This is a genomic window from Anaerohalosphaera lusitana, assembly GCF_002007645.1.
Taxonomy (GTDB): Bacteria; Planctomycetota; Phycisphaerae; order Sedimentisphaerales; family Anaerohalosphaeraceae; genus Anaerohalosphaera; species Anaerohalosphaera lusitana.
Genome location: NZ_CP019791.1, coordinates 481519 through 505962 on the forward strand (window position 1 = coordinate 481519; position 24444 = coordinate 505962).

Annotated in this window: 23 protein-coding genes; 12 read left to right on the forward strand and 11 right to left on the reverse strand. The window is 54.1% G+C overall.

The features are described from left to right. Positions 1 to 99 precede the first annotated feature (99 nt). From STSP2_RS02080 to STSP2_RS17250, 3 genes are all read right to left on the reverse strand, one after another. On the reverse strand, positions 100 to 987 hold the full coding sequence (locus tag STSP2_RS02080) for a UDP-2,3-diacylglucosamine diphosphatase (RefSeq protein ID WP_146659410.1): 888 nt from the start codon (positions 985 to 987) through the stop codon (positions 100 to 102). Continuing rightward, complete coding sequence (locus STSP2_RS02085) at positions 984 to 2111, reverse strand: glycosyltransferase family protein (RefSeq protein WP_146659411.1); 1128 nt, start codon at positions 2109 to 2111, stop codon at positions 984 to 986. The genes STSP2_RS02080 and STSP2_RS02085 overlap by 4 nt, the downstream gene beginning before the upstream one ends. A 341-nt stretch (positions 2112 to 2452) precedes the next feature. Then, positions 2453 to 3025: a methylated-DNA--[protein]-cysteine S-methyltransferase gene (locus STSP2_RS17250; protein WP_169852917.1), complete on the reverse strand. Its 573-nt coding sequence runs from the start codon at positions 3023 to 3025 to the stop codon at positions 2453 to 2455. Between the two features lie 189 nt (positions 3026 to 3214). Between STSP2_RS17250 and STSP2_RS02095 the strand changes: the two genes are divergently transcribed. The 8 genes from STSP2_RS02095 (at position 3215) to STSP2_RS02130 (ending at position 11339) form a co-directional block, all read left to right on the forward strand. Beyond that, positions 3215 to 4024 (forward strand): prepilin-type N-terminal cleavage/methylation domain-containing protein, encoded by an 810-nt coding sequence (locus tag STSP2_RS02095; protein ID WP_146663972.1) that lies wholly within the window; start codon positions 3215 to 3217, stop codon positions 4022 to 4024. A gap of 176 nt (positions 4025 to 4200) precedes the next feature. Further along, positions 4201 to 5043 carry a type II secretion system protein gene (locus STSP2_RS02100; RefSeq protein ID WP_146659413.1) on the forward strand — a complete coding sequence of 281 codons (843 nt, stop codon included), beginning with the start codon at positions 4201 to 4203 and terminating at the stop codon, positions 5041 to 5043. A 349-nt stretch (positions 5044 to 5392) separates the two neighbouring features. Continuing rightward, complete coding sequence (locus STSP2_RS02105; RefSeq protein ID WP_146659415.1) at positions 5393 to 6937, forward strand: 2-isopropylmalate synthase; 1545 nt, start codon at positions 5393 to 5395, stop codon at positions 6935 to 6937. 84 nt (positions 6938 to 7021) lie between these two features. After that, on the forward strand, positions 7022 to 8284 hold the full coding sequence (locus STSP2_RS02110) for a 3-isopropylmalate dehydratase large subunit (RefSeq protein WP_146659416.1): 1263 nt from the start codon (positions 7022 to 7024) through the stop codon (positions 8282 to 8284). A 52-nt stretch (positions 8285 to 8336) separates the two neighbouring features. After that, positions 8337 to 8822 (forward strand): 3-isopropylmalate dehydratase small subunit, encoded by a 486-nt coding sequence (locus STSP2_RS02115; protein ID WP_146659418.1) that lies wholly within the window; start codon positions 8337 to 8339, stop codon positions 8820 to 8822. Positions 8823 to 8903: 81 nt separating this feature from the next. Then, positions 8904 to 9989: a 3-isopropylmalate dehydrogenase gene (locus STSP2_RS02120; RefSeq protein ID WP_146659420.1), complete on the forward strand. Its 1086-nt coding sequence runs from the start codon at positions 8904 to 8906 to the stop codon at positions 9987 to 9989. A gap of 78 nt (positions 9990 to 10067) precedes the next feature. Further along, complete coding sequence (locus tag STSP2_RS02125) at positions 10068 to 11060, forward strand: GTPase (protein WP_146659422.1); 993 nt, start codon at positions 10068 to 10070, stop codon at positions 11058 to 11060. A gap of 87 nt (positions 11061 to 11147) precedes the next feature. Continuing rightward, positions 11148 to 11339 (forward strand): DUF6485 family protein, encoded by a 192-nt coding sequence (locus STSP2_RS02130; RefSeq protein ID WP_146659424.1) that lies wholly within the window; start codon positions 11148 to 11150, stop codon positions 11337 to 11339. A gap of 112 nt (positions 11340 to 11451) precedes the next feature. Here STSP2_RS02130 and STSP2_RS02135 read toward each other — a convergent pair whose 3' ends face one another. The 5 genes from STSP2_RS02135 to STSP2_RS02155 form a co-directional block, all read right to left on the reverse strand. Further along, complete coding sequence (locus STSP2_RS02135; RefSeq protein WP_169852918.1) at positions 11452 to 12213, reverse strand: PHP domain-containing protein; 762 nt, start codon at positions 12211 to 12213, stop codon at positions 11452 to 11454. Then, positions 12200 to 13033, reverse strand: coding sequence for a sugar phosphate isomerase/epimerase family protein (locus STSP2_RS02140; protein ID WP_146659428.1), 834 nt, complete (start codon positions 13031 to 13033; stop codon positions 12200 to 12202). The genes STSP2_RS02135 and STSP2_RS02140 overlap by 14 nt, the downstream gene beginning before the upstream one ends. Continuing rightward, a complete protein-coding gene (locus tag STSP2_RS02145; RefSeq protein ID WP_146659429.1) occupies positions 13023 to 14255 on the reverse strand; it encodes an MFS transporter in 1233 nt (410 codons plus the stop codon). Before STSP2_RS02145 ends, STSP2_RS02140 begins: the two co-directional genes overlap by 11 nt. Further along, the gene (locus tag STSP2_RS02150; RefSeq protein WP_146659431.1) at positions 14245 to 15045 is read right to left on the reverse strand and encodes an ABC transporter ATP-binding protein; all 801 of its coding nucleotides are present in this window, start codon (positions 15043 to 15045) and stop codon (positions 14245 to 14247) included. Before STSP2_RS02150 ends, STSP2_RS02145 begins: the two co-directional genes overlap by 11 nt. A 144-nt stretch (positions 15046 to 15189) precedes the next feature. Further along, positions 15190 to 16083 carry a phosphoribosylaminoimidazolesuccinocarboxamide synthase gene (locus tag STSP2_RS02155; protein WP_146659433.1) on the reverse strand — a complete coding sequence of 298 codons (894 nt, stop codon included), beginning with the start codon at positions 16081 to 16083 and terminating at the stop codon, positions 15190 to 15192. Between the two features lie 209 nt (positions 16084 to 16292). Here STSP2_RS02155 and STSP2_RS02160 point away from each other — a divergent pair, with 209 nt between their 5' ends. The 3 genes from STSP2_RS02160 to STSP2_RS02170 all read left to right on the forward strand — a co-directional run bounded on the left by STSP2_RS02160 (position 16293) and on the right by STSP2_RS02170 (position 21078). Further along, entirely contained in the window at positions 16293 to 17780 is a 1488-nt protein-coding gene (locus tag STSP2_RS02160; protein WP_146659435.1) for a sulfatase-like hydrolase/transferase, read from the forward strand. Positions 17781 to 17890: 110 nt separating this feature from the next. Then, positions 17891 to 19198, forward strand: coding sequence for a ribosome biogenesis GTPase Der (gene der, locus STSP2_RS02165; protein ID WP_146659437.1), 1308 nt, complete (start codon positions 17891 to 17893; stop codon positions 19196 to 19198). A gap of 125 nt (positions 19199 to 19323) precedes the next feature. Further along, entirely contained in the window at positions 19324 to 21078 is a 1755-nt protein-coding gene (locus STSP2_RS02170; protein ID WP_146659439.1) for a carbon starvation CstA family protein, read from the forward strand. Here the strand turns inward: STSP2_RS02170 and STSP2_RS02175 are convergent. The 3 genes from STSP2_RS02175 to STSP2_RS02185 all read right to left on the reverse strand — a co-directional run bounded on the left by STSP2_RS02175 (position 21038) and on the right by STSP2_RS02185 (position 23229). Continuing rightward, complete coding sequence (locus STSP2_RS02175) at positions 21038 to 22063, reverse strand: hypothetical protein (RefSeq protein WP_146659441.1); 1026 nt, start codon at positions 22061 to 22063, stop codon at positions 21038 to 21040. The genes STSP2_RS02170 and STSP2_RS02175 overlap by 41 nt on opposite strands. Before the next feature lies 1 nt (position 22064). Then, the gene (gene cdaA / locus STSP2_RS02180; protein WP_146659442.1) at positions 22065 to 22925 is read right to left on the reverse strand and encodes a diadenylate cyclase CdaA; all 861 of its coding nucleotides are present in this window, start codon (positions 22923 to 22925) and stop codon (positions 22065 to 22067) included. Positions 22926 to 23004: 79 nt separating this feature from the next. After that, positions 23005 to 23229 carry a hypothetical protein gene (locus STSP2_RS02185; RefSeq protein ID WP_146659444.1) on the reverse strand — a complete coding sequence of 75 codons (225 nt, stop codon included), beginning with the start codon at positions 23227 to 23229 and terminating at the stop codon, positions 23005 to 23007. Positions 23230 to 23465: 236 nt separating this feature from the next. On the opposite strand from STSP2_RS02185, the gene STSP2_RS02190 reads away from it, so the two are divergent. Then, positions 23466 to 24443 carry a helix-turn-helix transcriptional regulator gene (locus STSP2_RS02190; RefSeq protein WP_169852919.1) on the forward strand — a complete coding sequence of 326 codons (978 nt, stop codon included), beginning with the start codon at positions 23466 to 23468 and terminating at the stop codon, positions 24441 to 24443. Position 24444 lies beyond the last annotated feature (1 nt).

A 24444-nucleotide genomic window follows, 5' to 3' on the forward strand; every position in this document is an offset into this window, starting at 1 on the left:
TCGTTCGTTTGTTTTTATTACAGCGATATCTATTATGGGCACAGCGGTCGTGCAGTCAAGTAAGGTAAGCAAAAAGTTGCGTGCAGTGGGCGGTCGGCTTTATGCGCAACTGAGAAACTGGTTTTCTAACGGCCTGATGCCGCTCGTTGTCCAGTCGGCGATGTCCACCAGGCCGTCAGGCAGTATGCGCAGAAAGTTCTGCTTGATGCCCGTCCAGGAGCCGCTGTTGAAATACCAGTCAGAGAATCGGCCCGCCCGGTGGGTGTGCGCCGAGACAAGCATCGTGTCTTCCTGATCGGCCTTGCGGTGTTCGTGCATTCGCACGAATTTGTGATCCCTGCGTTTACGAAGTGAGGCGAATACTTCGTCGCGGCTGAGATGCTTTAGGCTGTCGTGCGGGTTGATGAAGGAGTTCATCTGCCGGCCCATATTGAGGATCGCTGTGAGAAACCAGCTTTGCAGTTCGAGAATTTTGTCGGCAATGACTTCCGACGTGAAGACCTGTCCGCCTGTCCAGCGTTCGATGGGGTAAGCGGAGATGCCGAGCATTTTGCCGAAGCCCGGTCTGATGAATTTGTTCATCGCGTCGACTTCGTGTCCGTGCATGAGTACGAGATCTCGCTTGCCGTGAATAATCTTTACCGGGCCTGTTACGTTGCCCAGCAGTGGATGCACGGTTTGGGCCTTTAGTGATCGCAGGCCGCGGTCATGGTTGCCGACGACGTATATAGCGTTCATTTCGTAGAGCCGGTCGAACAGCTCGCGGTGTGTGCGGACAACGGATCGCAGATTGAATCGCCAAAGGTCGACGAGATCGCCGAGGATCACTACCTGGCCCGCTTCGGATTCTACCATGTCGAGAAACTCCGCGAGGAGTTTGCGTTTGTTGGACGAGGCGAACTCGTCACGTGCACCGCCCGAACCGAGATGCAGGTCACTGATGATAAACAGCGGCCCATTCTGTTTGATCTGTTTTTGAGTGATCATGCGACTGCCACAGGCTCCAATTTTGCGTTATCGGTTTTCGCCGCGGGTCGAACGCTGACCCGGCCGGCGGTAAGTACGTTAAGCACTCTGTCGAGCTTTTTGAAGAAGAGCTCGTTGTCCGGCAGAAGAATATTCTCGTTTTCGGGCAGTGGGGTTTTGAGAAAATCAAGATAATCCGCCAGAACTTTTTCGTTGAGGCTGTCGGTGGTCATCGCCGCGCCCAGTCTTGCAGCGTGGTGAGCGTTGACCATCTGTTCGTATTGCTGCTGGACGGGGTTGAGCAGCATCTTCTTGCCGAAATGCAGGCACTCGCTGATCAACGAAAAGCCTGCGGTCGCGACGATGCCCCTGCAGGACGCCAGATCAGTGAGGAAATTTTCGGTCGATCGTTCGCGGAAATGAAGGTTATCGATGCTACCGGCCGAATCCATACCATAGATGACGAACTTTTGCTCGGGGAATCGGCGACAGACGCGAAGGAAATGTTCCTTCATCTGGGCCGAGGTGACGTAACAGAGTATGTGATCGCCCCGGCTGGGGGACTGCTCAAGGACCTGGGGACGGAGCACAGGCGGGGTGACTACGGTTTGACGGTCCGTTCGTTTGGCTTTGAAGAAATTCAGCACGACGTATTTGTCCACGTTGCTGCCGAGGTATTGCGAGGTGACCTTTTCGGATATGTAGCTGGTCAACATGCTCGCAGCCGGTTTTTCGTATCGGCAGTTGCACAGCAGGTGTTCGTGATCGACGCTGATGCATGGGATGGATTTGACACGCGCCCACAGCGCGGAGAAGGGTTCGAAGTCGGTTATCACCAGGTCCGGATCAAATCTTGCACAATCGCCCCAGAATACGCGAATGTTCCGACCGACCATTGTTGGGAACTTGTGCACGTTTCTTAAAAGCGTGCGAGAGAGGGAGACCTTATCGTGCTGATATACGAACTGAAAGCCGGATATTTCCCGCACCTGGGCGGGGTAATACTGTCTGAAATAGCGGAGCGACTTGTCGAAGACCGCGAACATCACATCGTGACCCGCCTCGATCAATGCCTTGCTGATCAGATGCGCCCGGCTGCTGTGACCGAAACCCTCGCCTGCGATACCATATACTATCCGTGCCATAGTTTTATCCTTTCAGGAAAAATGATTTACTATAACTCCAAATAGCAATGGCCGTGCCAGACGGAACTTGACATTCTAAGTACTGCTTTATAAATCACTTACAAGGAAACCAACCAGATTTTACTCTATTCCTTCTGCCGCACCTCGACATTTAAAGCATACATATGATGCATTCAGTGCACATGAAGGCGGTAACGAAACTCCCTACTGCAGGGGCTGGTTCTGACCCTTCAAGCTTCTGCTATTACTTCGGGTTTTGCTGTTAGGGATGTGTGAGAGGGGTAAGAGGAATTGGTTAAAATTACCGATTGAAAGAAATACCTGAAATCGGCGGGCATGAATTACCGTTTTTCAAGCTGCAGCATGCGGCACTTGAGGTCCTGTGCTCCGGGCTGGTTGTGCATGAAGCCGCCTGGTGAACCATTTGAGCGGATTACGCGGTGACAGGGGACCACTATGGGAAAAGGATTGTCCGCAAGTGCGTTTCCCACGGCACGGGCGGCTTTGGGTCGGCCTGCCAAGCGAGCCAGTTCGCCGTAAGATACTGTCCGGCCATAATTTACACGATTGCAGGCGAGCAAAATGTCTTTGCGGAAGGGTGTCATGTGCACCATATCCGGGAGCCGGCTGCTGATATCCTCCCGGCCAGCTATTTCACTGTAACCTGCCAGAGCAGATGCTGCGTCTTCGCGGAAAACCACGTATTCGCCCTCGAAATAGCGAACTATTTTCTCCTGCAGATCGGGAAATATAGACTGCTCTTCGCGGGCGGACGGGCAGAATATGCCAACCTTTGATACGGCTGAGACCCTACTCGCGACCGGCAGGAATACACGGACCAGCCTGTCCTCTGCGCATACCAGCGCGACAAACCCTGCCTGAGTACTGAAAATGGCATATTTGACTTCAAACATGCTGTCAGTAAAGCAGATTTCCACCTTAGGGTCAATTGAAACAAACATCTGTTTAAACAGCGAAAAAACAATGCTCGCAATGATTATGGTTCACCAATTTTTTTGCACATATTTCGAATTTTTCCGTAGAAAAACCCAATTTCGCAATCATTAAGCGTGAAAGAACACTGAGTTTTCTGGAGAATTAGAATGAGGCACAAAGGAAGCGGTTTTACGTTAATCGAGCTGCTAGTGGTTATCTCGATCATTGCGCTGTTGCTGGCGATAATGATGCCGGCTCTGGGCATGGTTAAGGAGAAGGCAAAGTCTCTGGTTTGCAGGACGAATCTGAAGACACTCGGACTTGCTTCACGATTATATGCTGAGGAACATAATGGCAAGATGCCTGAGCAGTATTATTACAACGATGCTGGAAACTTTGCCGGTTACCGCGTATGGGTGAGACAACTGGCACCTTATGCAGCAGAGGTTGACGAGGCAAGGTACTGTCCCAGCGCGAAGGTTAAACCCAAACCTTCGGATGTCGATTTGCAAGGGGCTGTAACGGGAAATTCGCGAAAAAGCTGGATGTTTAAGTACGGCGACACACTTGATGATTGTGAATACGGCTGTTACGGCCTGAACGGCTGGTTTTACAGCGACAAGGAAGGACCAAACTACTATAAAAAGCTAGGATCTGTAAAGCAGGCCTCCAGTGTTCCCCTCTATGCTGATGCAAAGTTTGTAGATGCCTGGCCAGACGATGATCACTATGTACCGGAAGATTATGACCTGGGAGGAGACTTCTGGGATCCTTACGGCGACACAACAGGAAACATGATCCGGTTTATCATGGACCGGCATGGAAAAAGGACAAATCTTGTTTTTGCTGATGGTCACGCCGAGTCTGTAGCCCTTAGCGAAATGTGGTCACTAAGATGGCACAAGAACTTTGATACTCAGCATGATGTCAAACGTGGGGAGAACCACGACGGCAGTCCGATATATCAAAAACGCTAATCCAATATTACTGAAATACATCGGGAAAAATTACTCAAAAGGCAGGTCCTTAGGTGGCCTGCTTTTTTTGTGCGCCGGTAAAATTTCGGGAATTTCCTCACATTGTGATTTTTTTATTCCAATCCATCTGTTTCTGGGGTATAATAATGTAAACACATTTTTTCGGGAGAGTTAACATGGGTCGCAGTAAAGGTTTTACATTAATTGAGCTGCTGGTTGTTATCGCGATTATCGCGTTGCTGATGTCGATAATGGTTCCGGCACTGAGTGTGGTGAAGGAGAAGGCCACGGGAGCAGTTTGTCTTGGTAATCAGCGTGGGCTCATCCAGTCTTATATACTGTACTGCAACGACAACCAGGATCGGCTCGCCAATTCCAATACTTGGAATTGGGATACAGCAACGAAAACCACCGATGCTTGGGTAGCTGCTCCGCTAACTGAAACTTTGCAGTGGCGAGGTAACGCCGGAGTGGATGTCACACTGAAGGACAGATACCGGGGCATCAGAGCGGGAACGCTTTATGAGTACACCAAAAATGTCGACCTGTATCACTGTCCTAGTGATAAGAGAGTCAAACACGGCACAGAAGATGAGGGCGGTCTTGCCTATCAGATGTTCAGGTCCTACGGCATTCAGGGAGGCCTCAACGGTGAAGAGCTGCGGCCCCAACTATCCGGATACGCAGTCAAAAAGCATAGTGCGATCAAGCAGCCAAGTTCGACTTATGTATTCGTCGAGGAGAATTATGACGGGTCAGGCTCAAACTACAATGGCGGTTCCTGGCAGATTTGGAATCCAAATCAAAGCGAGCCTAGCTGGTGGAACGCTCCAGCCGTCTTCCACAATGAGGGAAGCAGTCTTTCCTATGCAGACGGCAGTGCGGAGGTATTTAAATGGAAAGATAAGCGAACAGTTGAATTTGCTATTGACCGCGATAGAGTATCTGCCGACCAGCCCGGCAATGAAGATCTTGAGATGATGATCGATGGTTATGCGGTTCCGCTGCCGCGCAACTAAGAAAGTCTTTCTCGAAATTTACCGAACCAAAGCAGGCTTTCACTGGCCTGCTTTTTTCTGTGCGCAGCATGCTGGGCCGGCAGGGAAAGCGGCTTTTCCTGTGTGTAGCTGGTTTTTTGCTTGTCATTTTAGCGGGTAAACGCTATTATTTGGGTTATGAGTACGGCTATTGAGAACATTTCGGTTCGCAGCAATCTTCTGGCCCTGCTCCTTCTGCGCCGTTAGGCGCATATTACTCCCTCCCACAAAAATCACTTTCCGTTTTTCGTTTTTATCTGTTTGAGGTGGATTTTCCGCGTTTTTTAGCGCATAATCCGCGTTGACAATCACAATATATGGAGAAAAGACCATGTCATCTGAAAAGGTAACGATTTTCGACACTACTTTGCGTGACGGCGAGCAGTCGCCGGGTGCGTCTTTGTCAATAGAGGAAAAGATCGAAGTGGCACATCAGCTCGCCAAGCTGGGCGTGGATGTGATCGAGGCCGGTTTCCCGGTCAGCTCGCCGGCACAGTTCGAGGCGACCCGCCTGTGTGCGGAAAATGTCGACGGCCCGACCATCTGCGGACTGGCTCGCGCCAACAGCAAGGACCTGCAGGCCGCGGGCGATGCGCTTAAGGCTGCAAAAACGAGCAGGATCCACACCTTCATCGCGACCTCGCCGGTGCACATGGAATACAAGCTTCGCAAAAAGCCTGACGAAGTTTTGAAAATGGCGGTAAAAGCGGTAGAAGAAGCGAAGGGCCTGGCCGATGAGGTAGAGTTCTCACCCGAGGACGCATGCAGAAGCGATATGGCTTTTCTCGTGGAGATACTCAATGCCGTGGTCGAGGCGGGCGCGACGACGCTGAATATTCCGGATACGGTCGGATATATACTGCCTTACGAGTACGGAAAGATCATCGCCGAGCTGAACGAGAAGGTCGTCGGTGACAAGGACGTGGTTCTCAGTACGCACTGTCATAACGATCTCGGTCTGGCGGCTGCGAATTCGCTGGCGGGCGTGAGCAACGGCGCGAGGCAGATCGAGTGCACGATCAACGGCATCGGTGAACGGGCGGGCAACTGTGCCCTCGAAGAAGTCGTGATGGCGATCCGCACTCGCTCGGACGCATTCGAGGATATCGATACGAGCATCAATACCAAAGAGATCTACCGCACGAGTCAGCTCGTTTCGCATCTGACCGGTTTCTCGATCCAGCCGAACAAGGCGATCGTCGGCAAGAACGCATTCGCGCACGAGTCAGGCATTCACGTTGACGGTATTTTGAAGAAACGCGAGACATACGAGATCATGACGCCCGAGTCGATCGGCCTGGGCGAGTCGCGGATGGTTCTGGGCAGACATTCCGGCAGGGCGGGCTTTGTCGACCGGTGCAAGACGCTCGGCTACGACTTGAGTCCGGAAGAGAGCAAGGCCGCTTACGAAAAGTTCCTCGAAATCGCGGACAAGAAAAAGGAAATCTTCGACGAGGACCTTGTCGCGATCATCGGCGACGAGGTTCGCGGCGGCGAGCAGATTTACAAACTCGAATACCTGCATGTTGCGTGCGGAACGGGTACACTGCCGACGGCAAGCGTGCGAATGATCGTCAACGGCGAAAGCAAACAGGCAGCTGCATGCGGCGACGGCCCGGTCGATGCGGCTTACGAAGCGGTACGGCTCGCGTGTGAACAGTCGCCCAAGCTCGAAGGCTACAACATCCAGGCGGTAACCGGCGGAAAGGAAGCGATGGGCGAGGCGACCGTTCGCGTCAGTGACGGCAAGCGCACGTTCATGGGCAGGGGCGTTTCGACGGATATCGTCGAGGCAAGCGCCAAGGCCTACGTCAGCGCGATCAACCGCATGGTCGGCTGGAAGAACCGCGAACAGGAAACGCGAGTAGAACTTTAGTGCATTACGGTCGGCCCGGTCACGGATCGGGTCGTCTTTATTTTCATTATGAACGCTGGGAAGCCAGACAGGAGTTTTTGATCTATGGGAATGACGATAACCGAAAAGATATTTGCCAAGGCAGCGGGTAAGGAAAGTGTCAAGGCAGGCGATATAGTTAACGCGAAGATCGACGTGATCATGTGTCACGACGTAACCACGCCGCCTGCAATTTCAATGCTCAAAGAGAAGGGCATCGACACGGTGTTCGATCCGGATAAGATCGTGGTCACGCCGGACCACTTCCAGCCGGCCAAGGATATTAAAAGTGCAGAGCTGCACAAACGGCTGGATACATGGTGCAAGGAAAAGGGCATCACAAATTATTACAAGCTGGGCAAGGCAGGCGTTTGTCACGCGTTGCTGCCCGAACAGGGCCACATCCGTCCGGGCGAAGTGATCGTTGGCGGCGACTCGCATACATGCACATATGGCGCGTTCGGAGCGTTCAGCAGCGGTATCGGCTCGACTGACCTGGCAGCAGCGATCGCGACCGGTGAGCTTTGGTTCAAGGTGCCCGCTTCGCTCAAGTTCATTTTAAACGGCAAGCTGAGCGAAGGCGTTTACAGCAAGGACGTCATTCTCGAAGTGATCCGGCAGATCGGTACGGACGGCGCTTTGTACATGGCGATGGAATTTGTCGGCGACGCGCTCAAGGACATGACGATGGAAGCGCGGATGACGATCACGAACATGGCGATCGAGGCAGGCGGCAAGAGCGGCATCATCGGCGTTGACGAGGTCACTAAGAAGTACCTGACTGAAACTCTCAAGGATACGAGTGAATACGATGTCTTCGAATCCGATGGCGATGCCGAATACGTAAAAACGATCAAGATCGACTGCGGGGCACTCGAACCGATGGTCGCAAAGCCTCACCTGCCAAGTAACGGCGCGCCGATCAGCGAATGCGCGGGGCTGGAGATGGATCAGGCGTACATCGGAAGCTGCACCAACGGCAGGATCGAGGACCTGCGTATCGCAGCGGAGATACTCAAGGGTAAGGAAGTTGCTATCCGAACGATCGTTGTTCCCGCAACGCCGGAGATATGGAAGCAGTGCATTGACGAAGGACTTGCTGAAATATTCTACGACGCCGGCTGTGTCGTTTCCGCTCCTACATGCGGGGCGTGTCTTGGCGGGTTCATGGGCATTCTCGCAGAAGGCGAACGCTGCGTGAGCACGACCAACAGGAACTTCGTCGGCAGGATGGGACATCCGAAGAGCGAAGTATACCTGGCGAGCCCGGCGACCGCGGCAGCAAGCGCGATCGAAGGCAAGCTCACCGATCCGCGTAAGTACATGTAAGCCGGACGACAAATAAAAAGACCACACACGAAAATATACACGAGGAAATAAGATGGCCAAAGCACACGTTTACAAAAGGGATCATATCAATACCGATGAGATCATCCCGGCCAGGTATCTGAATACCGACGACCATGCGGAGCTGGCAAAGCACTGCATGGAGGATCTCGACACGGAGTTCGTCAACAAGTCGCAGCCCGGCGATGTGATCGTTGCGGGCGAGGATTTCGGCTGCGGTTCGAGCCGGGAACATGCTGTCTGGGCGCTGCAGGGAGCGAAAGTCGGTGCGGTGATCGCTCAGTCGTTCGCGCGGATCTTTTACCGCAACTGCATTAACTGCGGCTTCTATCCTATCGAGCTGCCCGAAGCTCTGCACGCGATCAAGGACGGCGACAAGCTGGCGATAGATTACGACGCGGGCATCATCTACAACGAAACCCGCGGTGAGGAAATTTCGTTCAGCCCGCTGCCGGATTTCGCACTGGAGATCGTTCGCGACGGCGGACTGCTCGACCACATCAAAAAGAAGAAGGTCTGAGTTAATAAAAGTTGACCGGCCTTCATTTTCGGTTGGCCGGATTGCTGATCAGATTGTAAATTCTGCAAGAGGAAAGTATCAATGGCGAAGTATAATATTGCTGTAATCCCCGGCGACGGAACCGGGCCGGAAGTAACACGCGAAGCTGTTAAGGTCGCAAAAGCGGCGGCGGAAAAATTTGGTTTCGAGCTCGCGCTGACCGAGTACGATTTCGGCGCGACACGTTATCTCAAGACGGGCGAAACGCTCAGCGACGAAAGTCTCGAAGAGCTGGGCGGCTATGATTCGATCCTGCTGGGCGCTATCGGCGACCCGAAGGTCGCACCTGGTATCCTGGAAAAGGGCGTTCTGCTCAAGGCTCGGTTTGGGCTGGACCAATACATCAACCTGCGTCCGGTCAAGCTGTATCCGGGCGTTTCATGTCCGATCACCGGCAAGGGTCCCGACGAGATCGACTACACGGTCGTTCGCGAAAACGTTGGCGGGCTTTACACCGGCACGGGCGGTTTTACAATGAAGGGTACGCAGCACGAAGTCGCGGTACAGAGCTGCGTTTACAGCCGATACCAGGTCGAACGATGCCTGCGTTACGCGTTCGAGTATGCACGCAAGTACGGCAAGAAGGCTCGCGGCAAGGGCGAGAACAACACGCTCGCACTGGTCGGTAAGACGAACGTGCTGACCTACGTTTTCGATCTGTGGGAACGCGCATTCAACGAGATCGGCGATGCGGACTATCCGGACGTCAAACGCGAATATTACCACGTCGACGCGGTCTGCCTGTACATGATCCAGAGCCCGGAAATGTTCGACGTGATGGTGACCAGCAATATGTTCGGCGACATCGTGACCGACCTCGGCGCGATCACGCAGGGCGGGCTGGGCATCGCAGCGGGCGGCAACATCAACCCAGAGGGCGTGAGCATGTTCGAGCCGATCGGCGGAACCGCTCCATCGTTCACCGGTCAGAACGTGATCAATCCGCTGGCTGCGATCTGCAGCGGCGCTATGATGCTGCGTTCGCTGGGAGAGGACGAAGCCGCGACCGCGATCGAAGACGCAGTCAAGTGGGGCACCGCGAACAAGTTCAAGAGCATGGCGGCCGGCGAGATGGGCTACGGCACGGACGAGGTCGGCGACATGATCGCGGCAAAAGTCAGCGAATAACTTTTTAAAATTTTCAGGAAGGCGCGGGCGCTGTGTCCGGCCTTCTTTTTTTGCAGTCAGTTATAGGGATAAGCGATTATGCCCGCGAATCTGACTCCTGATTATTTCAAGGCGGAGAAGTGGTTCAAGAGTGCCTCGACGGATGAAGAGCGGATCCTGGCACTGGAGGAGATGCTGCGTGTGATACCCAAGCACAAGGGTACCGATCACATGCGGGCGGATCTGCGCAAAAAGCTCAGCAAGCTTCGAACAGCAGTCGAAGAGGGCGGCAAAAAGGGCGGCAAGCGCACGGACATTTTTCACGTTCCGAAAAACGGCGCGGGTCAGCTCGTACTCGTGGGCACGCCCAACTGCGGCAAGAGCTCGGTCGTCGCGGCGGTTTCGAAAGCGTCGGTGAACGTGACGGATTTTCCGTTCGCGACGCAGACACCTGTGCCGGGCATGATGTATCACGAGGACGTTCAGATCGAGATCGTGGATATGCCGCCGATCACGCCAGACTACGCGCCCGCGGGCATGGTCAACACCTACCGCAACTGTGACATCATCGGCATCGTGATCGACGTCGCTGCCGACCCGCTCGAACAGATGGAGGTCTGCACTGAGTATTTGCAGTCGCACCGGCTTCTGCCTGATGAGAATACCGATGAGCAGGACGAGCAGGGTAACCGGCTGGCTCGCAAGACGATCGTGATATGCACCAAGATCGATGCCGCACCGGACGGGACGATCGAGACGCTGGCGGAACTGACCGAGCGTGATTTCGAGTACCTGCCGTTTTCCGCGCACACGGGCGAAGGACTGCACGAAATGGTAGCACGCGTTTTTGAGCTACTCAACGTCGTACGCGTCTACGCGAAAAAGCCAGGCAAGGAGCCGGACATGAAAGAGCCGTTCACGCTTGACAAGGGTTCGACAGTGGAGGACCTTGCGTTTACGATCCATCGTGAGCTTGCGGAAAAGCTGCAGAGCGCGCGTGCATGGAACGCGCCGGACATTCACGACGGCCAGAACGTGCAGAAGACACACGAGCTGACCGACAAGGAGATCATAGAGCTGCACTTCGCGTGAGCGGTTTGATTCTTTGTTGATGTTTGCGTATAATGAACCGACAAATTGATATTGTCATAAAAATGAGTTTTGACTGAGAGGCGAAATATGGAATGCAAAAAAGAGAAGAATCTGGACTTCTGTAACTGTTCATATCCCTGCGGCACCAAGGGTGTGTGTTGTGACTGTCTGCATAAACATCTTCGCTCGAAACAGCTTCCCGCCTGCTGTTTCCCGGACGAAGTCGAAAAGACATACGACCGCAGCTTCGACGCATTCGCAAGGGCATGGGGATTGTAATTCAAACCAAACGTGCGCACAAATAAACGGGACCGGTTTTCAATGCCGCGTCCCGTTTTTTATTTGTTCGAAACGATGCTGTGCTGATAAATCACCGACAGTTTCACAAGGATTACGACGGCACCTTCAGTAAATCGGTCGGACGTGCCAGTGCGTCTTCGGGCAGCTTGGCCAGCAGCGCCTTGATCTCTTCGTAATAGCCGATGTCCTCAGGCGCATGTGCATCCGAGCCGTAGATCAGCTTCACGCCTGCCGCGTGTCCTATCTCAAATATGCGGTACCACTGCTGCCGATAGTAATCCGACAGACGATACGCGGTCAGCTCGTTAAGTTCCCAGGCGGTATTATTCTTCGCGCTGACCGGGGCGACCTCTTCGAATATCGCGAGAATGTCCTCGTAGTGCGAATCCAGATCGAGCGACGAACCGATCATTCTACCCGGATGGCCGATCGCGTGGACGTGCTTATCCGCCGCCAGGCCCAGCAATGTTGTTCGCCAACGCTCAAGCAATACTTCCGGCTCGAGTGGATTGTCGTCCGGAGTCTCCGCGAACTCACCAACACCCGGCACATAATGCAAACTCGCCAGAACATAGTCGAGCTGTGAAATGCGATCCGTTATCAGCGTACCGTCGAAGTGATCCGGATCGACGTCAACTTCCGCGCCGACCAGCACGGTGCAGTCCGAAGTGGTTCGCTCAACCTCATCGCGTATCTTGTCGATCAGTTCGAGATCCTCCTCGACGAAGATATGGTCCGTGATGCAGATCGTCTCCAGCCCCAGCTCGTCCGCCCGCTCGAGTATCACCGGTACGGTCATGCCCGGCGCGTGGCCGCAGTACTCTGTATGTATGTGCATATCATAATTGATCATAGGTCCGCGTCTCCTGCTTTTGGTATACAGATTGTTCTGCAACCATTTTAGCAAAGTTTCGCAATCCGTGAAAACAATTATCCAGAAAAACTCTCGGCGGCAGCTCCCTGTCACGCGTAAACACTTCGAGCATAAGCGGCCCGGCATACTCACAACGGCTTAGCGTCTCGGCCAGAAACGGCCAATCGTAATTCCCCTCGCCGATCGGACTGTGCCAGTCCATGATCCCGCGATTATCCGACAGGTGTGTTATCGACATTCTCTCCGCCCAGTCTACAGCGATCTGCCCGGCCGGCTCGCCCCAGACATTGTCATGCCCCGTATCGTAACAGAACGAAACCGCAGGCGAATCGATCTGATCGAGCACCGCGTCCAGCATTTCGATATGTCGTGTGTTTTCGAATGCAATGTCCACACCGACGTTTTCGGCAAACTCCGCCAGTTGGCGCAACGTATCCAGACCATGACCGTTCGGCTGTACATACTTATTACCCACCGAAAGATGCATCACCATTTTGCCGATGTCGTGTCGTGCGCAGTCCTCCAGGCATTCACGGCAGTAGTCGACATACCTCTGGCGGCGCGATTTCTCCCTGCTCCACAACGCCTTCGCGCCGCGGTAAGGGATGTGTACGTTGTCCAGCTCCAGGCCATGATCGCGTACGATCCGCGGCCGATCCTTCAGCGGCTCTGCGCCCTTGGCAAATTCGTGCCACCACAGCCCGGTCATCTCAAAGCCCGCCTGCCGTATCAGCTTGACACGCGTGGTCAGGCTAAGCCTATAGCCGAAGAATGAGAATATACCCAGCTTATGCCGCACTGGTCGCCTCGTTTTTGATTTTCATTTTCGCCTTGCCCCGTGCCGCAAGCATCAGCGCTGCGACGCCCGCGATCACGTAGCCGATGGGCGTATACCAGAGCACGATCTGTATGCCGAACTCCTCGGCGACCGGCCCGAGCACCTGCAGCGGTACTGCTGCCAGGCCCCACGCGCCGCCGACAACCAGACCCATCCGCAGGCCAAGCGTCAGGCCCTTCGCGCTTCGCGCCATCGTCACAACCAGCGGATACGCCGACGAAGACAGAAAGCCCGCAGCAGCCAGCAGAATGACCGCATAGCCGTTGTCCATCATCCCAAGATACGCAAACAGAAAAGGCAGACCCGCGAGGTGCAAAACCGCGCACAGTTTCATCTCACCTTTGCGGTGCGCGATCGGCGCCCACAGGAACGAGCCTATCGCAGAACCGCCGCCGTAGATCAGTGTCGCGATACCGCCGTAAGAAAGTGCATAGCCAAGCTCCTCCAGACGCGACGGCAGAAGCGAACAGAACACCGTCGTCGCCGTCGTCGCGGGTATTGCTATCATCATCAACGGCCAGAAGGGAAGCTGCGTTACCTTCGCGACTTTCTGTTCAACGACCTCGGTCGGCGTTTTCTCTACGGCGAGACGAACCCGCAGCAGATATATCGCAGCAATGCCTGCCGCTGATCCGAGGCAGAGAAAGTACAGCCCCTTGAAGCCAAACGCCTCGACCAACAGCGTCGCGATGTAGCCGCCCGAGGCAAAGCCCATGAAACCGCCCGCCATGAAAACAGCCGTACTCATCGCCGGCTGAATGCCATCGAGTCTATGCACCGCGCGCAGCCCCTCCGGATGCACCATCGCAAGACCGCTGGCCGCTATTATCACAAGCAGTATTAAAGTTAGCTTGATGTATATGCTCGCCTCGACGCCCGCTTCCTGCGCTGGAAATGCAGCGAACGAACACAGTACCGCCCCCAGAGCAAGGCCTATGTACATCAGCAGCGGCTTGTCCTTTTGTGCCCGCACGTGTCCGGTGCCGATCTGCATGATGTTACAGCTTATGTAAAGCGTGCTGATAAGTGCAACGCCCATCGTAAGCGAGATATTGAACTTGTCGCGCACGGCAGGCAGGATCGCGGGCATCATCCCCGCGTAAACGTCCACCAGGAAATGTGCGCCGCTGACAGCGAGGAGCTGACCCCACTGCAGACGAAGGCTCGGTTTGTTATCGATCATTGGTTTTCCCGTTTATGTTCAGCGACCAGCCGTGGCCGGTGCGCGTTACTTCACAATCACAGTTAAAAAGTTCGCCGAGCGTATCACTGTTGATGTGCTTTTCACTCGACCCGCTCGCCAGGCAGCTTCCGTCCTTGAGCATGAAGACGCTGTCCAGCCAGGGATGTATTTCTTCGATATGGTGGGTAACGAAAATTATCGCCGGCGCATCATCACGGCCCGCCATCTCGCCGAGGTCGCAGAGAAAATCGTGCCTTGCCGCGGGATCCAGCCCAACGCAAGGCTCATCCAGCACCAGCAGTTTCGGCTCGTTCACAAGCGCCCGCGAGATAAGTACCCGCTGACGTTCGCCCTGGCTCAATGTCGCAAATTTCCTTTCGGCCAGATGCGCAACGTTTACAGCTTCCAACGTCCTGCGACCGCGAACAGTCTCAGCTTCCGTGAACTGCCGATACAATCCGAAGGACGCATCGATCCCGGACATCGCGATTTCCAAAGGCGTGTCTAAAGTCGGCACACGGTCACCCATCGACGAGCTTACATAGCCGACCGATTTTCGCAGTTCGCGGATCGCGCAGTCGCCGAACTTCTCGCCGAATACCGTCACGCTGCCAGTCGTCGGCCATGCGTAGCCCAGAACTATATTCAGCAGCGTCGTCTTGCCCGCACCGTTACCGCCGAGCAGCGCCCAGTTTCGGCCCGGCTCGATGCGCCACGAAACGTCGGAAAGTATAACGCTGTCTTTCCTGCGGAATGTCACACTGTCAATATCTATGATCGGCAAAGCCATTTGCAACCTATCCGTTAGAGTTCACGCCCAAAGGTGTCACTATACCAGAAACACGAACGGGCGTTCCACAAAAAAACGAAGGGCACCCAAAATGGATGCCCTCCGGATAATACCATACTAAATTTTGCAAACCAGAACTACAGGCTACTTCTGAAATTCCTGGCCGGTCAGTTTTTCGTATGCTTCGATGTACTTGGCCGAGGTCTTTTCGATGATGTCCGTCGGCAGCTCGATGCCGGGCCCGTCCTTGTCGAAATCGGTCTCTTCGAGATAGTTACGAACGAACTGCTTGTCGAACGATTCCTGGTTCTTGCCCGGCTCGTACTTATCCGCAGGCCAGAATCGTGACGAATCAGGCGTGAATACTTCATCGATCAGGATGATCTTGCCGTCGATCAGGCCGAACTCGAATTTCGTGTCCGCAAGGATGATACCCTTGGACTCGGCATAATCTCTGGCCTTTTTGAAGATCGCCAGGCTTGTGTCTCGTACAAAGTTGGCCTTGTCTTCGCCGATGATATCGACAGCCTTATCGAACGAGATGTTCTCGTCATGCAGACCCTGCTCAGCCTTGGTTGAAGGCGTGAAGATCGGTTCGGGCAGCTTGTCACACTGTTTGAGTCCCGCCGGCAGCTCGATGCCGCATACCGTCCGGCTCTTCTGGTATTCCTTCCAGCCGGAACCAGCCAGATAACCACGAACGATGCACTCGACGGGCAGAACCTCGGTCTTTTTGACCATCATCGACCTGCCGCGAAGCTGGTCGGGGTAGTTGCAGAACGGAGCGGGGAAATCTTCGACGTCCATCGACACAACGTGGTTGTCGATAGTATCCGAAAGAAAGTCGAACCAGAACTTCGATATCTGTGTAAGCACCTGTCCTTTATATGGTATGCCGGTTTTGAGCACAACGTCGAATGCGCTGAGCCTGTCCGAGGCGACAAAGATCAGATGATCGCCCGCATCATAGATGTCGCGGACCTTGCCGTGCTTTACCGGTACGCCAGGGATGTCGGTCTGTAAAATTACATTGGCCATGATTTTCTCCCTATTACTAGTGTTTTGGTTAGGTATCGAATCGGCATACTAAGTAAAACCCGCATGCAGGTCAATGCTTTATTGGGCATTTTAGCGGATACGAACCCTGTGCCTTCCGGACAGCGAATCTTCAAAGGACCATTTGAATAATCGAACCCATTATGCTAAAATTCAGCTCGCATATCTGTTATTAATTGTGGGAATGTTCTATGAACAGACGTGAATTCATCAGGCTCGCTGGCGGCAGTGTAGCAGCTCTAGGCTTTGCAGGCTGCGCAGCAACTTCAACCAGCCGTAAGTCCGGCAAAGGTTCCGGTTCCAAACAGCCAAATCTCGTATTCGTCTTTCCCGACCAGATGCGGGGCCAGGCACTTGGATTCCTGGATGAAGATCCGGTTATCACTCCCAACCTCGACAAATTCGCTAGCGAAAGCCTGGTCCTGCCCCAGGCGGTGAGTAATTATCCGGTCTGCAGCCCATATCGCGGCATGCTGATGACCGGTAAGTATCCGCATTCAAACGGCGTACTGAGCAACTGCAATTCCAACGGCTCGCTGTACGGCTACGAGCTCAACAAGGACGATCGCTGCTGGTCGGACGTCCTCAAGGACAAGGGCTACAGTCTCGGCTACATCGGCAAGTGGCACCTTGATGCTCCATACGTGCCGTACGTACATTGCGCCAACAACAGCCGCAAGTTCGCGTGGAACGAGTGGTGCTCGCCCGAACGCCGGCACGGCTTCGACTACTGGTACGCATACGGCACATACGATTACCACAATCGGCCTCTGTACTGGTCAACCGACGCGGGCCGAAACGAGTTCCATTACGTCGACCAGTGGGGTCCTGAGCACGAAGCGGACAAAGCCATATCCTTCATTCGGAATGACGACGGCAAATACCGCGATCCGGACAAACCTTTCGCGATGGTCGTGTCTATGAACCCGCCGCACACGCCTTACCACCTCGTGCCGGAAAAATACAAGAAAATGTACGCCGACAAGACGGACGAGCAGCTTGTGAACCGACCAAACGTTCCGCCTGCCGACGAACGCTGGGGCAAATATTATCGCAAGAACGTCCGCAACTATTTCGCACAGGTCACCGGTGTCGACGATCAGTTCGGCAGGATCCTCAAAGAGCTCAAGGCACAGGGACTGGACGAGAACACGATCGTAGTCTTTACGTCGGATCACGGCAACTGTCTGGGTTGTCACAGCCACTCTACAAAGAACGTCCACTGGGAAGAATCCATGCGCGTGCCTTTCATCGTCCGCTGGCCAGGCAAGATCAAGCCGCGTCATGATGACCTGCTGATCTCATCGCCAGACATCTACCCGACGCTGCTGGAGATGATGGGCCGTAAGCGGGACATACCGCAAGACGTCGAAGGCACCAGCCGAGCGGACGTCTTCCTCACCGGGCAAGGTGAACGACCCGACGCTCAATTGTACATATGGATACCGTACGGTCAGCCAGCATACGGCCGTCGCGGAGTCAGAACACACCGATACACGCTGGAGCTGACAAAGAAAAAGGGCGAAGGTATCACCAAAACCATCCTGCACGACAACAAAGCCGACCCCTATCAGCTCAAGAACATCGCCGACGAAAAGCCCGAAGTGGTCACTCAGCTCACCGAAAAACTTAATGCGATACTCGCAAGAAACAGTGACCCCTGGCTGCAGGCCGGCTGATCGCCTGAATAAGATGTAACTTTTTTGCCGTCAGCGACTTCTATTTTGCTTGCGCACCTGCTATAATTGCGCGATTAACGACACTATCCTAAGCTATCTAGAGGCATAAAGTGGCATTACCAGTAGTTACAATCGTAGGCAGGCCCAACGTGGGCAAGAGCAGTCTGCTGAACTCACTGGCGGGTGAGATGATCAGTATCGTCGAATCGACAGCGGGCGTTACGCGCGACCGCGTATCTACCCTGGTCGAGCTCAACGGCAGATACGTCGAGCTGGTCGACACCGGCGGATACGGCATCGTAGACGAAGGCGAGCTGACCAGACATGTCGAGGAGCAGATCAACAACGCGGTCGCAATGGCGGACGTCGTGCTGTTCGTGGTCGATATCCGCGACGGCATCATGCCGCTCGATCAGGACATCGCGCAGATGCTCCGCAAGCATGATCTCGACGTCATTCTCGTCGCCAACAAGGCCGACAGCCCTAAGCAGCTCGGCAGCGCTGGCGAGTTCCAACGTCTAGGCTTCGGCGAAGCAATTCCGATCTCCGCAACCAATTTCGTAAACCGCGCAGAGCTGCTCGAAAAAGTATCAGACAATCTCTCGCACATGCCGGTTGAGCTGCCCAAGCGCGAACGCGTCCGCATCGCCGTCGTCGGCAAGCGTAATGCGGGCAAAAGCACGTTCATAAATTCCGTCGTGGGCGAGACCCGAGTCATTGCTTCCGACATCCCCGGCACCACCCGCGACGCGGTCGACGTGATCTTCGATTACAAGGGCGAGAAATTCTGCCTTATCGACACCGCGGGCGTTCGCAAGAAACGCAAGATGTCCAACAGCATCGAATATTACAGCTACACCCGCGCCGCTCGCAGCATCAAGCGGGCCGACGTGGTGCTGTTCATGGTCGACTCGACTCTGCCTCTGTCCCAGCCGGACAAGAAGCTTGCCGCCATGATCAACGAAGAATACAAAGCCTGCATTCTTGTCATCAACAAATGGGACCTCGCCAACGATGCGGCCGATCCGGACGACTACCTGGACTATGTCGACAAGATGCTGCCCGGCATGCGCCACTGCCCCATCGCTTTCACCACCGCGACGACCGGCGAAAATCTCGAAAACGTTCTGCACCTGACGACAGAAGTCTTCCAGCAGGCCTCGACCGAGGTCCCCACGCCAAAGCTCAACAAAGCGATCGAAACGATATCCGAGGCCCGCATCGGCGGTTCTAAACGCGGCATCCCGAAGATATATTACGCTACGCAGGTCGCGGTCCGGCCCGTCTCGCTGCTGCTGTTCGTAAACGACCCGGGTCTGTTCAACAATACGTTCAAGCGGTTTGCGATAAACAAACTTCGCGAGATGCTCGACCTCGAAGAGGTGCCCATAAGACTGATGTTCCGCCGAAGACATTAAGATATTCACCGGATGCACCGAGCCTGTCACCTGACAGAAATTAAGTGCTCATTTTTATACAGTGTCTGACAGGCTGTTATAGCGACCTCGTATAAATCATTTTCCATTATTACGGAGAATGCAAAATGGAAACGCTGCTGTTAATGCTTATCTGCGGGGCCGGTTATCTGCTGGCCTACAACACCTACGGCCGATTCCTCGCTCGCAAAATATTCAAACTCAACGCGGACCGCAAGGCTCCCTCCGTCGAACTGGCCGACGGCACGGACTACGTCCCCACCCGCCGAGGCATCATCTTCGGCCATCACTACACCAGCATCGCCGGTACCGGGCCTATCGTGGGACCGGCTATCGGCATCATCTGGGGCTGGCTTCCCGCACTGCTCTGGGTCACGCTCGGCTGTATCTTCATGGGCGCGGTGCATGACTTCGGCTCGCTGGTCGTCTCCATGCGAAACGAGGGCAAGAGCATCTCCGAAGTCGCAGCCAAATACATCAACAAACGCGTCCGCCTTATTTTCTTCACGGTCGTTTTTCTCACCCTGCTGATCGTCATCGCCATCTTCGGCGTCGTCATCGCTGCTGTCTTCACGCGTTTCCCAAGCGCGGTCATCCCCGTCTGGCTGCAGATCCCGATCGCGATGGCACTGGGCTTCGCGATCTACCGAAAAAATCTTAAAGTCTTCCTGTCCACCGCTGTTGCCGTCGTGCTGATGTATGCCTGTATCTGGCTCGGCAGCATTAACGAAGTCGTCATAACCAAACCCATCCTCGGCATACCCTCGACCGGAGTGTGGGTCATCATCCTGCTGATATATGCATGGATCGCATCGACTCTGCCGGTCACGGTCCTGCTCCAGCCGCGGGACTACATAAACGCCTGGCAGCTCTTCATCGCGATGGCGCTGCTGATCGGCGGCGTTTTCTTCTCCACCTTTTCCACCGACGGCCTGCCCATAGTCGCCCCGGCGATAAATACAAACCTGCCCGCCGACACACCCTCTATCTGGCCCTTCATGTTCGTCATCATCGCATGCGGCGCGATCAGCGGCTTCCACAGTCTCGTCGCTTCCGGCACCAGTCCCAAGCAGGTCGCCAAAGAACCCGACAGCCTGTTCGTCGGCTACGGCTCGATGCTGCTTGAAGGAGCACTTGCGGTGCTGGTCATTATCTGCATCGCCGCAGGCGTGGGCATGGCTCTGCCGCTCGAAGACGGCACCATACTCAGCGGCCAGTCGGCATGGCAGCACTTCTACTCGTCCTGGATCGGCGCAAAGGGTCTCGGCGATAAGCTCGCACCCGTCGTCCGCGGCGCAGCGAACATGATGACCAGCATAGGCCTGCCAGAAACGGTCGGCATCACGCTGATGGGAGTTTTTATCGCATCTTTCGCCGGCACGACTCTCGATACCGCGGTCCGTCTGCAGCGATATATTACCGCAGAGCTTGCAACGGATATGAAGATCCCCGGCCTTGCGAATAAATGGATCGCCACGACGTTCGCGGTACTGACCGCTGCGGCCCTTGCGTTCGCGACCGGTGCGGACGGCACAGGAGCGATGGTCCTATGGCCGCTTTTCGGCACCGCAAATCAACTGCTCGCGGTCCTCGCTCTGTTCGTGGTCACGATGTACCTGCGTAAAAAGGGCGGTAAGAAATGGCTCGTCACGGGCCTGCCCTGTGCCGCAATGCTAATAGTCACAGGCTGGGCAATGGTCCTCAACGAACTGTCGTTTATTGAAAGCAAAAACTGGCTGCTTGTGGCGATCGGCGGATTGATACTGGCGCTGGCGGCGTGGATGACAGTTGAGACTGTTATCGCATTCGTGAAAGGCTCACCTACTGCTGCTGATTCTGCTCGCCGACAGGAAGTAGCCTGAACTCGGCCGTGCGCGGACTGCCGGTCAGTTTGATCTCGCCTTTTTCAAGAAACTCATGCGGGAAGTTGTAAATAACCTCGCGAGTCACTTTTTCCTGTTCCGCATCATTCTCGTAAACAGGGATGACTATCTGATACGGCATATTCTCATAGACCGCCCATGCCTCATCCGTCGCTTGAAATCTCGTCGTGCTCACAACCTCATTAGCATTGATAAGCTCAACTTCGTACCGACCTTCCATCTGATCACCCATTAGAAACCCAACACGCAGATAGGGCAAAAGCTTATTCTCTAACGTGTCCGCAGTCGGCGGAAGCTTGATCTGTACTGCCGCTGCCTGTCTGAATTCGTTGGGCGATATCTCGACTATCGGCTGCGCGGTTATGTAACCCTTGCGTGCTTTCTCTATCTGATCGGGCGTCAGTGTAACCCTTGCTTTGAGCGAATCTGTTGTGCTCTGAGGCCTTACGTATGTTTCAACGAATGAGGGCTTGATGTCCTCATGCTCTAGCGGCAAACCATTCTCGTCAAGCACCTGTACCGTCAACTGCTTTTGCACAAGCTGCTCGACTTCAACTTCCACGGTATCGATGCTCACGGATTCAACCGTAAGTCCCAGTACCTCAATTTTCGCACTATTCTTGACAAACTGCAGGACGTCAAGGACGTATCTGCCTGGCGAATCCTTACGTTCAGTTTTTGCGTTGAACACGAAATCGAGCTTTTCCTCGCCCGTCAGCACCTTACGCTCGAGCTCCGAAATACCTGATGCAGGCCCCTTAACGGTTATCTCAAAATCGATCGGTGACTCCCTGTCAACGAATTCGACCAGCAGCGCCGAATCCGGCGACTGGTAAATGCTCAGTGTTGCCGGCTGTGTCGTCGTGTCCTCCAGCGCGTTGTAGGCCCAGGCCCATATAAGAACGGTCAAAAAGATCACCAGGAGTAGCTTTTTGAGCTGTGATGTAACTTGTATCTTGTTCATATCAGCTCTCCCTGCCCGATCCTTCGGATGTACTCTTGTTCACTTCCTGCATCTTCTCGACAATGGGTGTGGTCTCAACCACAGCAGTGGTAAGATGCCGTCTCAGTTGTGCCTCTGAAATGTTCCTTACCAGGTGCCCGTTTATCGCAAGCGAAACTATGCCTGTCTCTTCGCTGACAACTATCACGATCGCGTCCGTACTCGTGCTTATGCCCATTGCCGCCCTGTGCCTGGAACCGATCTGTTTACCGCTCAGACTGGCCGACTCTTCGGCTAGCGGCAACTGTACTCTCGCAGCAATGATCCTGTCTCCCCGGATCACGACCGCCATGTCATGCAGCGCGGTCCCCGGATAAAAAATCGTTCTGAGAAGATCCGCGCTTACTTTGCTGTCCACTCGAACGCCTGTCTCGACGAACTCGCCGAGTCCGACTTGCTGTTCGATAACCAGCAGGGCGCCTGTTCGTGTCGAAGCAAGCTGAGAGACTGCTTTGATTATTTCTTCTACACTGCGGGTAAGCTGCTGCGGGGAACTGGAAAGAAAACTCGCCTGTCCGATGCGAATAAGCGCGCGCCGGATCTCCGGCTGAAATGCTATCGCTATGATAAGAATTGCAAGAAGTGCTACACCGTTGTAAAGGTAGGCAACCCGTTCGAGATCGAAACGCTCGACGACAACCTTAAGAACGAACGCCCCTATTACAAGAACGAACAAAACGCCGCGAAATAAGCGCTCACCTCGAGTGCCTTCAAGAAAGCTGACAGCCCAATACACCACTATGCCTATGAGCAGCAGCTCCAGGAGCACTACAAGGCGTTCTTGCAGAGAAATCTGGTATAAGTACTCCAGGATCGCGTCCAATGGTTACACTCCACCAGGCCTTTGCTTCGCGTGCCCGGGCGCTCTAACGTTGCTTTTCGTTCTCGTTTCGCTGTTGAGACTAACGGACAAGCATGGGTGTCAATGTGCTTGGCTTGTCCATCATGAATATCAGATCCAGATCATGACCGATCTGATTGGTGTTGATACGCAAAATTCTCTCGTATCTTCTGGAAGCTTCCGCTCTGGTTTCTCCCAGATTGGAACAACCTGTCACATTAACAAGAACTACACAAAGCAGCATGCTCAGCAAAACAGCCTTGCATATTTTCATTGTCTTCCTCATTTGCTTACCCCACTGATTTAAGGGTCTTAATACTGTTTTTCAAGCGCACAATTCCTGCGCTTATACTATTCTAGCCTCTCTTGCATCAATGTCAATCCCAAAATAGGCTCTGCCGCTCGGCTATCGCGACCGGTGTTGACACCGGACCGACCAAACCTATAATCATACGACCTTGAACTGCATGAGTTGTATACCCGAAACTTCCTGCTTAACCTGTTTTGTACATGGAACCAGACATGAAGCTTGCTCGCATAACCAGGATCGTCCAGATACTGACCTATCTCCAGTCAGGCCAGAAATACTCCGTCGACCAGCTCGCCGATCTGATGGGCGTCAGCCGCCGCACGATCTTCCGCGACCTGAACCAGCTCGAAGCTATCGGCATCCCGTTCCGTTTCGACAGCGAAGTCCACGGCTACACACTCGATCCCGAATTTTTCCTGCCCTCGATCGATCTGAACCTGCAGGAGGCACTAAGCCTGCTAATGCTCGTCCAGAAGGGGCGATCCCACCTGCCGCTGCCGTTCAAAAATTCCGCACTGCTGGCGGGCATCAAGATCGAGAACAACCTGCCTGCCGAGATAAAAAGCTACTGCAACTCTTCACTCGAAAATATCTCGATACGGCCGCATAACCATGCGCCAATGGATCAGCTCGACAGTGTATTTGCAGCCATCCAGAGGGCGATAAAGGCTAAAAGAAAGCTGAAAATGGCGTATTTCTCGCTTTACGACGGCGGCGATATAGAACTCGAATTCAGTCCGTATCACATATTCTACAACCATCGTGCCTGGTACGTCGTAGGCTATTCCAGCATCCACGACGAGACCCGCACTTTCAAACTGAACAGGATAAAACAGCTCTCAGTATTGAAAAAGCGGTTCATCGATGGCGATAAATTTGATATTGCTGAATATTTCGGCCGGGCCTGGTCTATGATTCGCGAAGGTAAAGTGTATAATGTCACACTGCGTTTCAGTCCGCGAGTGGCTCGCAACGTCTCCGAGGTCCGCTGGCACGTCACCCAGCAGCACAGTTTCAACGAGGACGGCAGCCTGACTGCGAACTTCCGCGTGGACGGCCTGAACGAGATAAAATGGTGGATTCTCGGCTACGGCGACCAGGTCGAGGTCATAAAACCGGCCAAACTGAGAAAAGAAGTAGCCCGCGCAGGTGCAAAAATCGCCAAGCTCAACAGCGACCCGAAATCCTAAA

Coding starts and splice junctions, on each gene's coding strand:
- STSP2_RS02080 (WP_146659410.1), bottom strand. CDS start 987: ATGATCACTCAAAAACAGATCAAACAGAATGGGCCGCTGTTTATCATC.
- STSP2_RS02085 (WP_146659411.1), bottom strand. CDS start 2,111: ATGGCACGGATAGTATATGGTATCGCAGGCGAGGGTTTCGGTCACAGC.
- STSP2_RS17250 (WP_169852917.1), bottom strand. CDS start 3,025: ATGTTTGAAGTCAAATATGCCATTTTCAGTACTCAGGCAGGGTTTGTC.
- STSP2_RS02095 (WP_146663972.1), top strand. CDS start 3,215: ATGAGGCACAAAGGAAGCGGTTTTACGTTAATCGAGCTGCTAGTGGTT.
- STSP2_RS02100 (WP_146659413.1), top strand. CDS start 4,201: ATGGGTCGCAGTAAAGGTTTTACATTAATTGAGCTGCTGGTTGTTATC.
- STSP2_RS02105 (WP_146659415.1), top strand. CDS start 5,393: ATGTCATCTGAAAAGGTAACGATTTTCGACACTACTTTGCGTGACGGC.
- STSP2_RS02110 (WP_146659416.1), top strand. CDS start 7,022: ATGGGAATGACGATAACCGAAAAGATATTTGCCAAGGCAGCGGGTAAG.
- STSP2_RS02115 (WP_146659418.1), top strand. CDS start 8,337: ATGGCCAAAGCACACGTTTACAAAAGGGATCATATCAATACCGATGAG.
- STSP2_RS02120 (WP_146659420.1), top strand. CDS start 8,904: ATGGCGAAGTATAATATTGCTGTAATCCCCGGCGACGGAACCGGGCCG.
- STSP2_RS02125 (WP_146659422.1), top strand. CDS start 10,068: ATGCCCGCGAATCTGACTCCTGATTATTTCAAGGCGGAGAAGTGGTTC.
- STSP2_RS02130 (WP_146659424.1), top strand. CDS start 11,148: ATGGAATGCAAAAAAGAGAAGAATCTGGACTTCTGTAACTGTTCATAT.
- STSP2_RS02135 (WP_169852918.1), bottom strand. CDS start 12,213: ATGATCAATTATGATATGCACATACATACAGAGTACTGCGGCCACGCG.
- STSP2_RS02145 (WP_146659429.1), bottom strand. CDS start 14,255: ATGATCGATAACAAACCGAGCCTTCGTCTGCAGTGGGGTCAGCTCCTC.
- STSP2_RS02150 (WP_146659431.1), bottom strand. CDS start 15,045: ATGGCTTTGCCGATCATAGATATTGACAGTGTGACATTCCGCAGGAAA.
- STSP2_RS02155 (WP_146659433.1), bottom strand. CDS start 16,083: ATGGCCAATGTAATTTTACAGACCGACATCCCTGGCGTACCGGTAAAG.
- STSP2_RS02160 (WP_146659435.1), top strand. CDS start 16,293: ATGAACAGACGTGAATTCATCAGGCTCGCTGGCGGCAGTGTAGCAGCT.
- STSP2_RS02170 (WP_146659439.1), top strand. CDS start 19,324: ATGGAAACGCTGCTGTTAATGCTTATCTGCGGGGCCGGTTATCTGCTG.
- STSP2_RS02175 (WP_146659441.1), bottom strand. CDS start 22,063: ATGAACAAGATACAAGTTACATCACAGCTCAAAAAGCTACTCCTGGTG.
- STSP2_RS02185 (WP_146659444.1), bottom strand. CDS start 23,229: ATGAGGAAGACAATGAAAATATGCAAGGCTGTTTTGCTGAGCATGCTG.
- STSP2_RS02190 (WP_169852919.1), top strand. CDS start 23,466: ATGAAGCTTGCTCGCATAACCAGGATCGTCCAGATACTGACCTATCTC.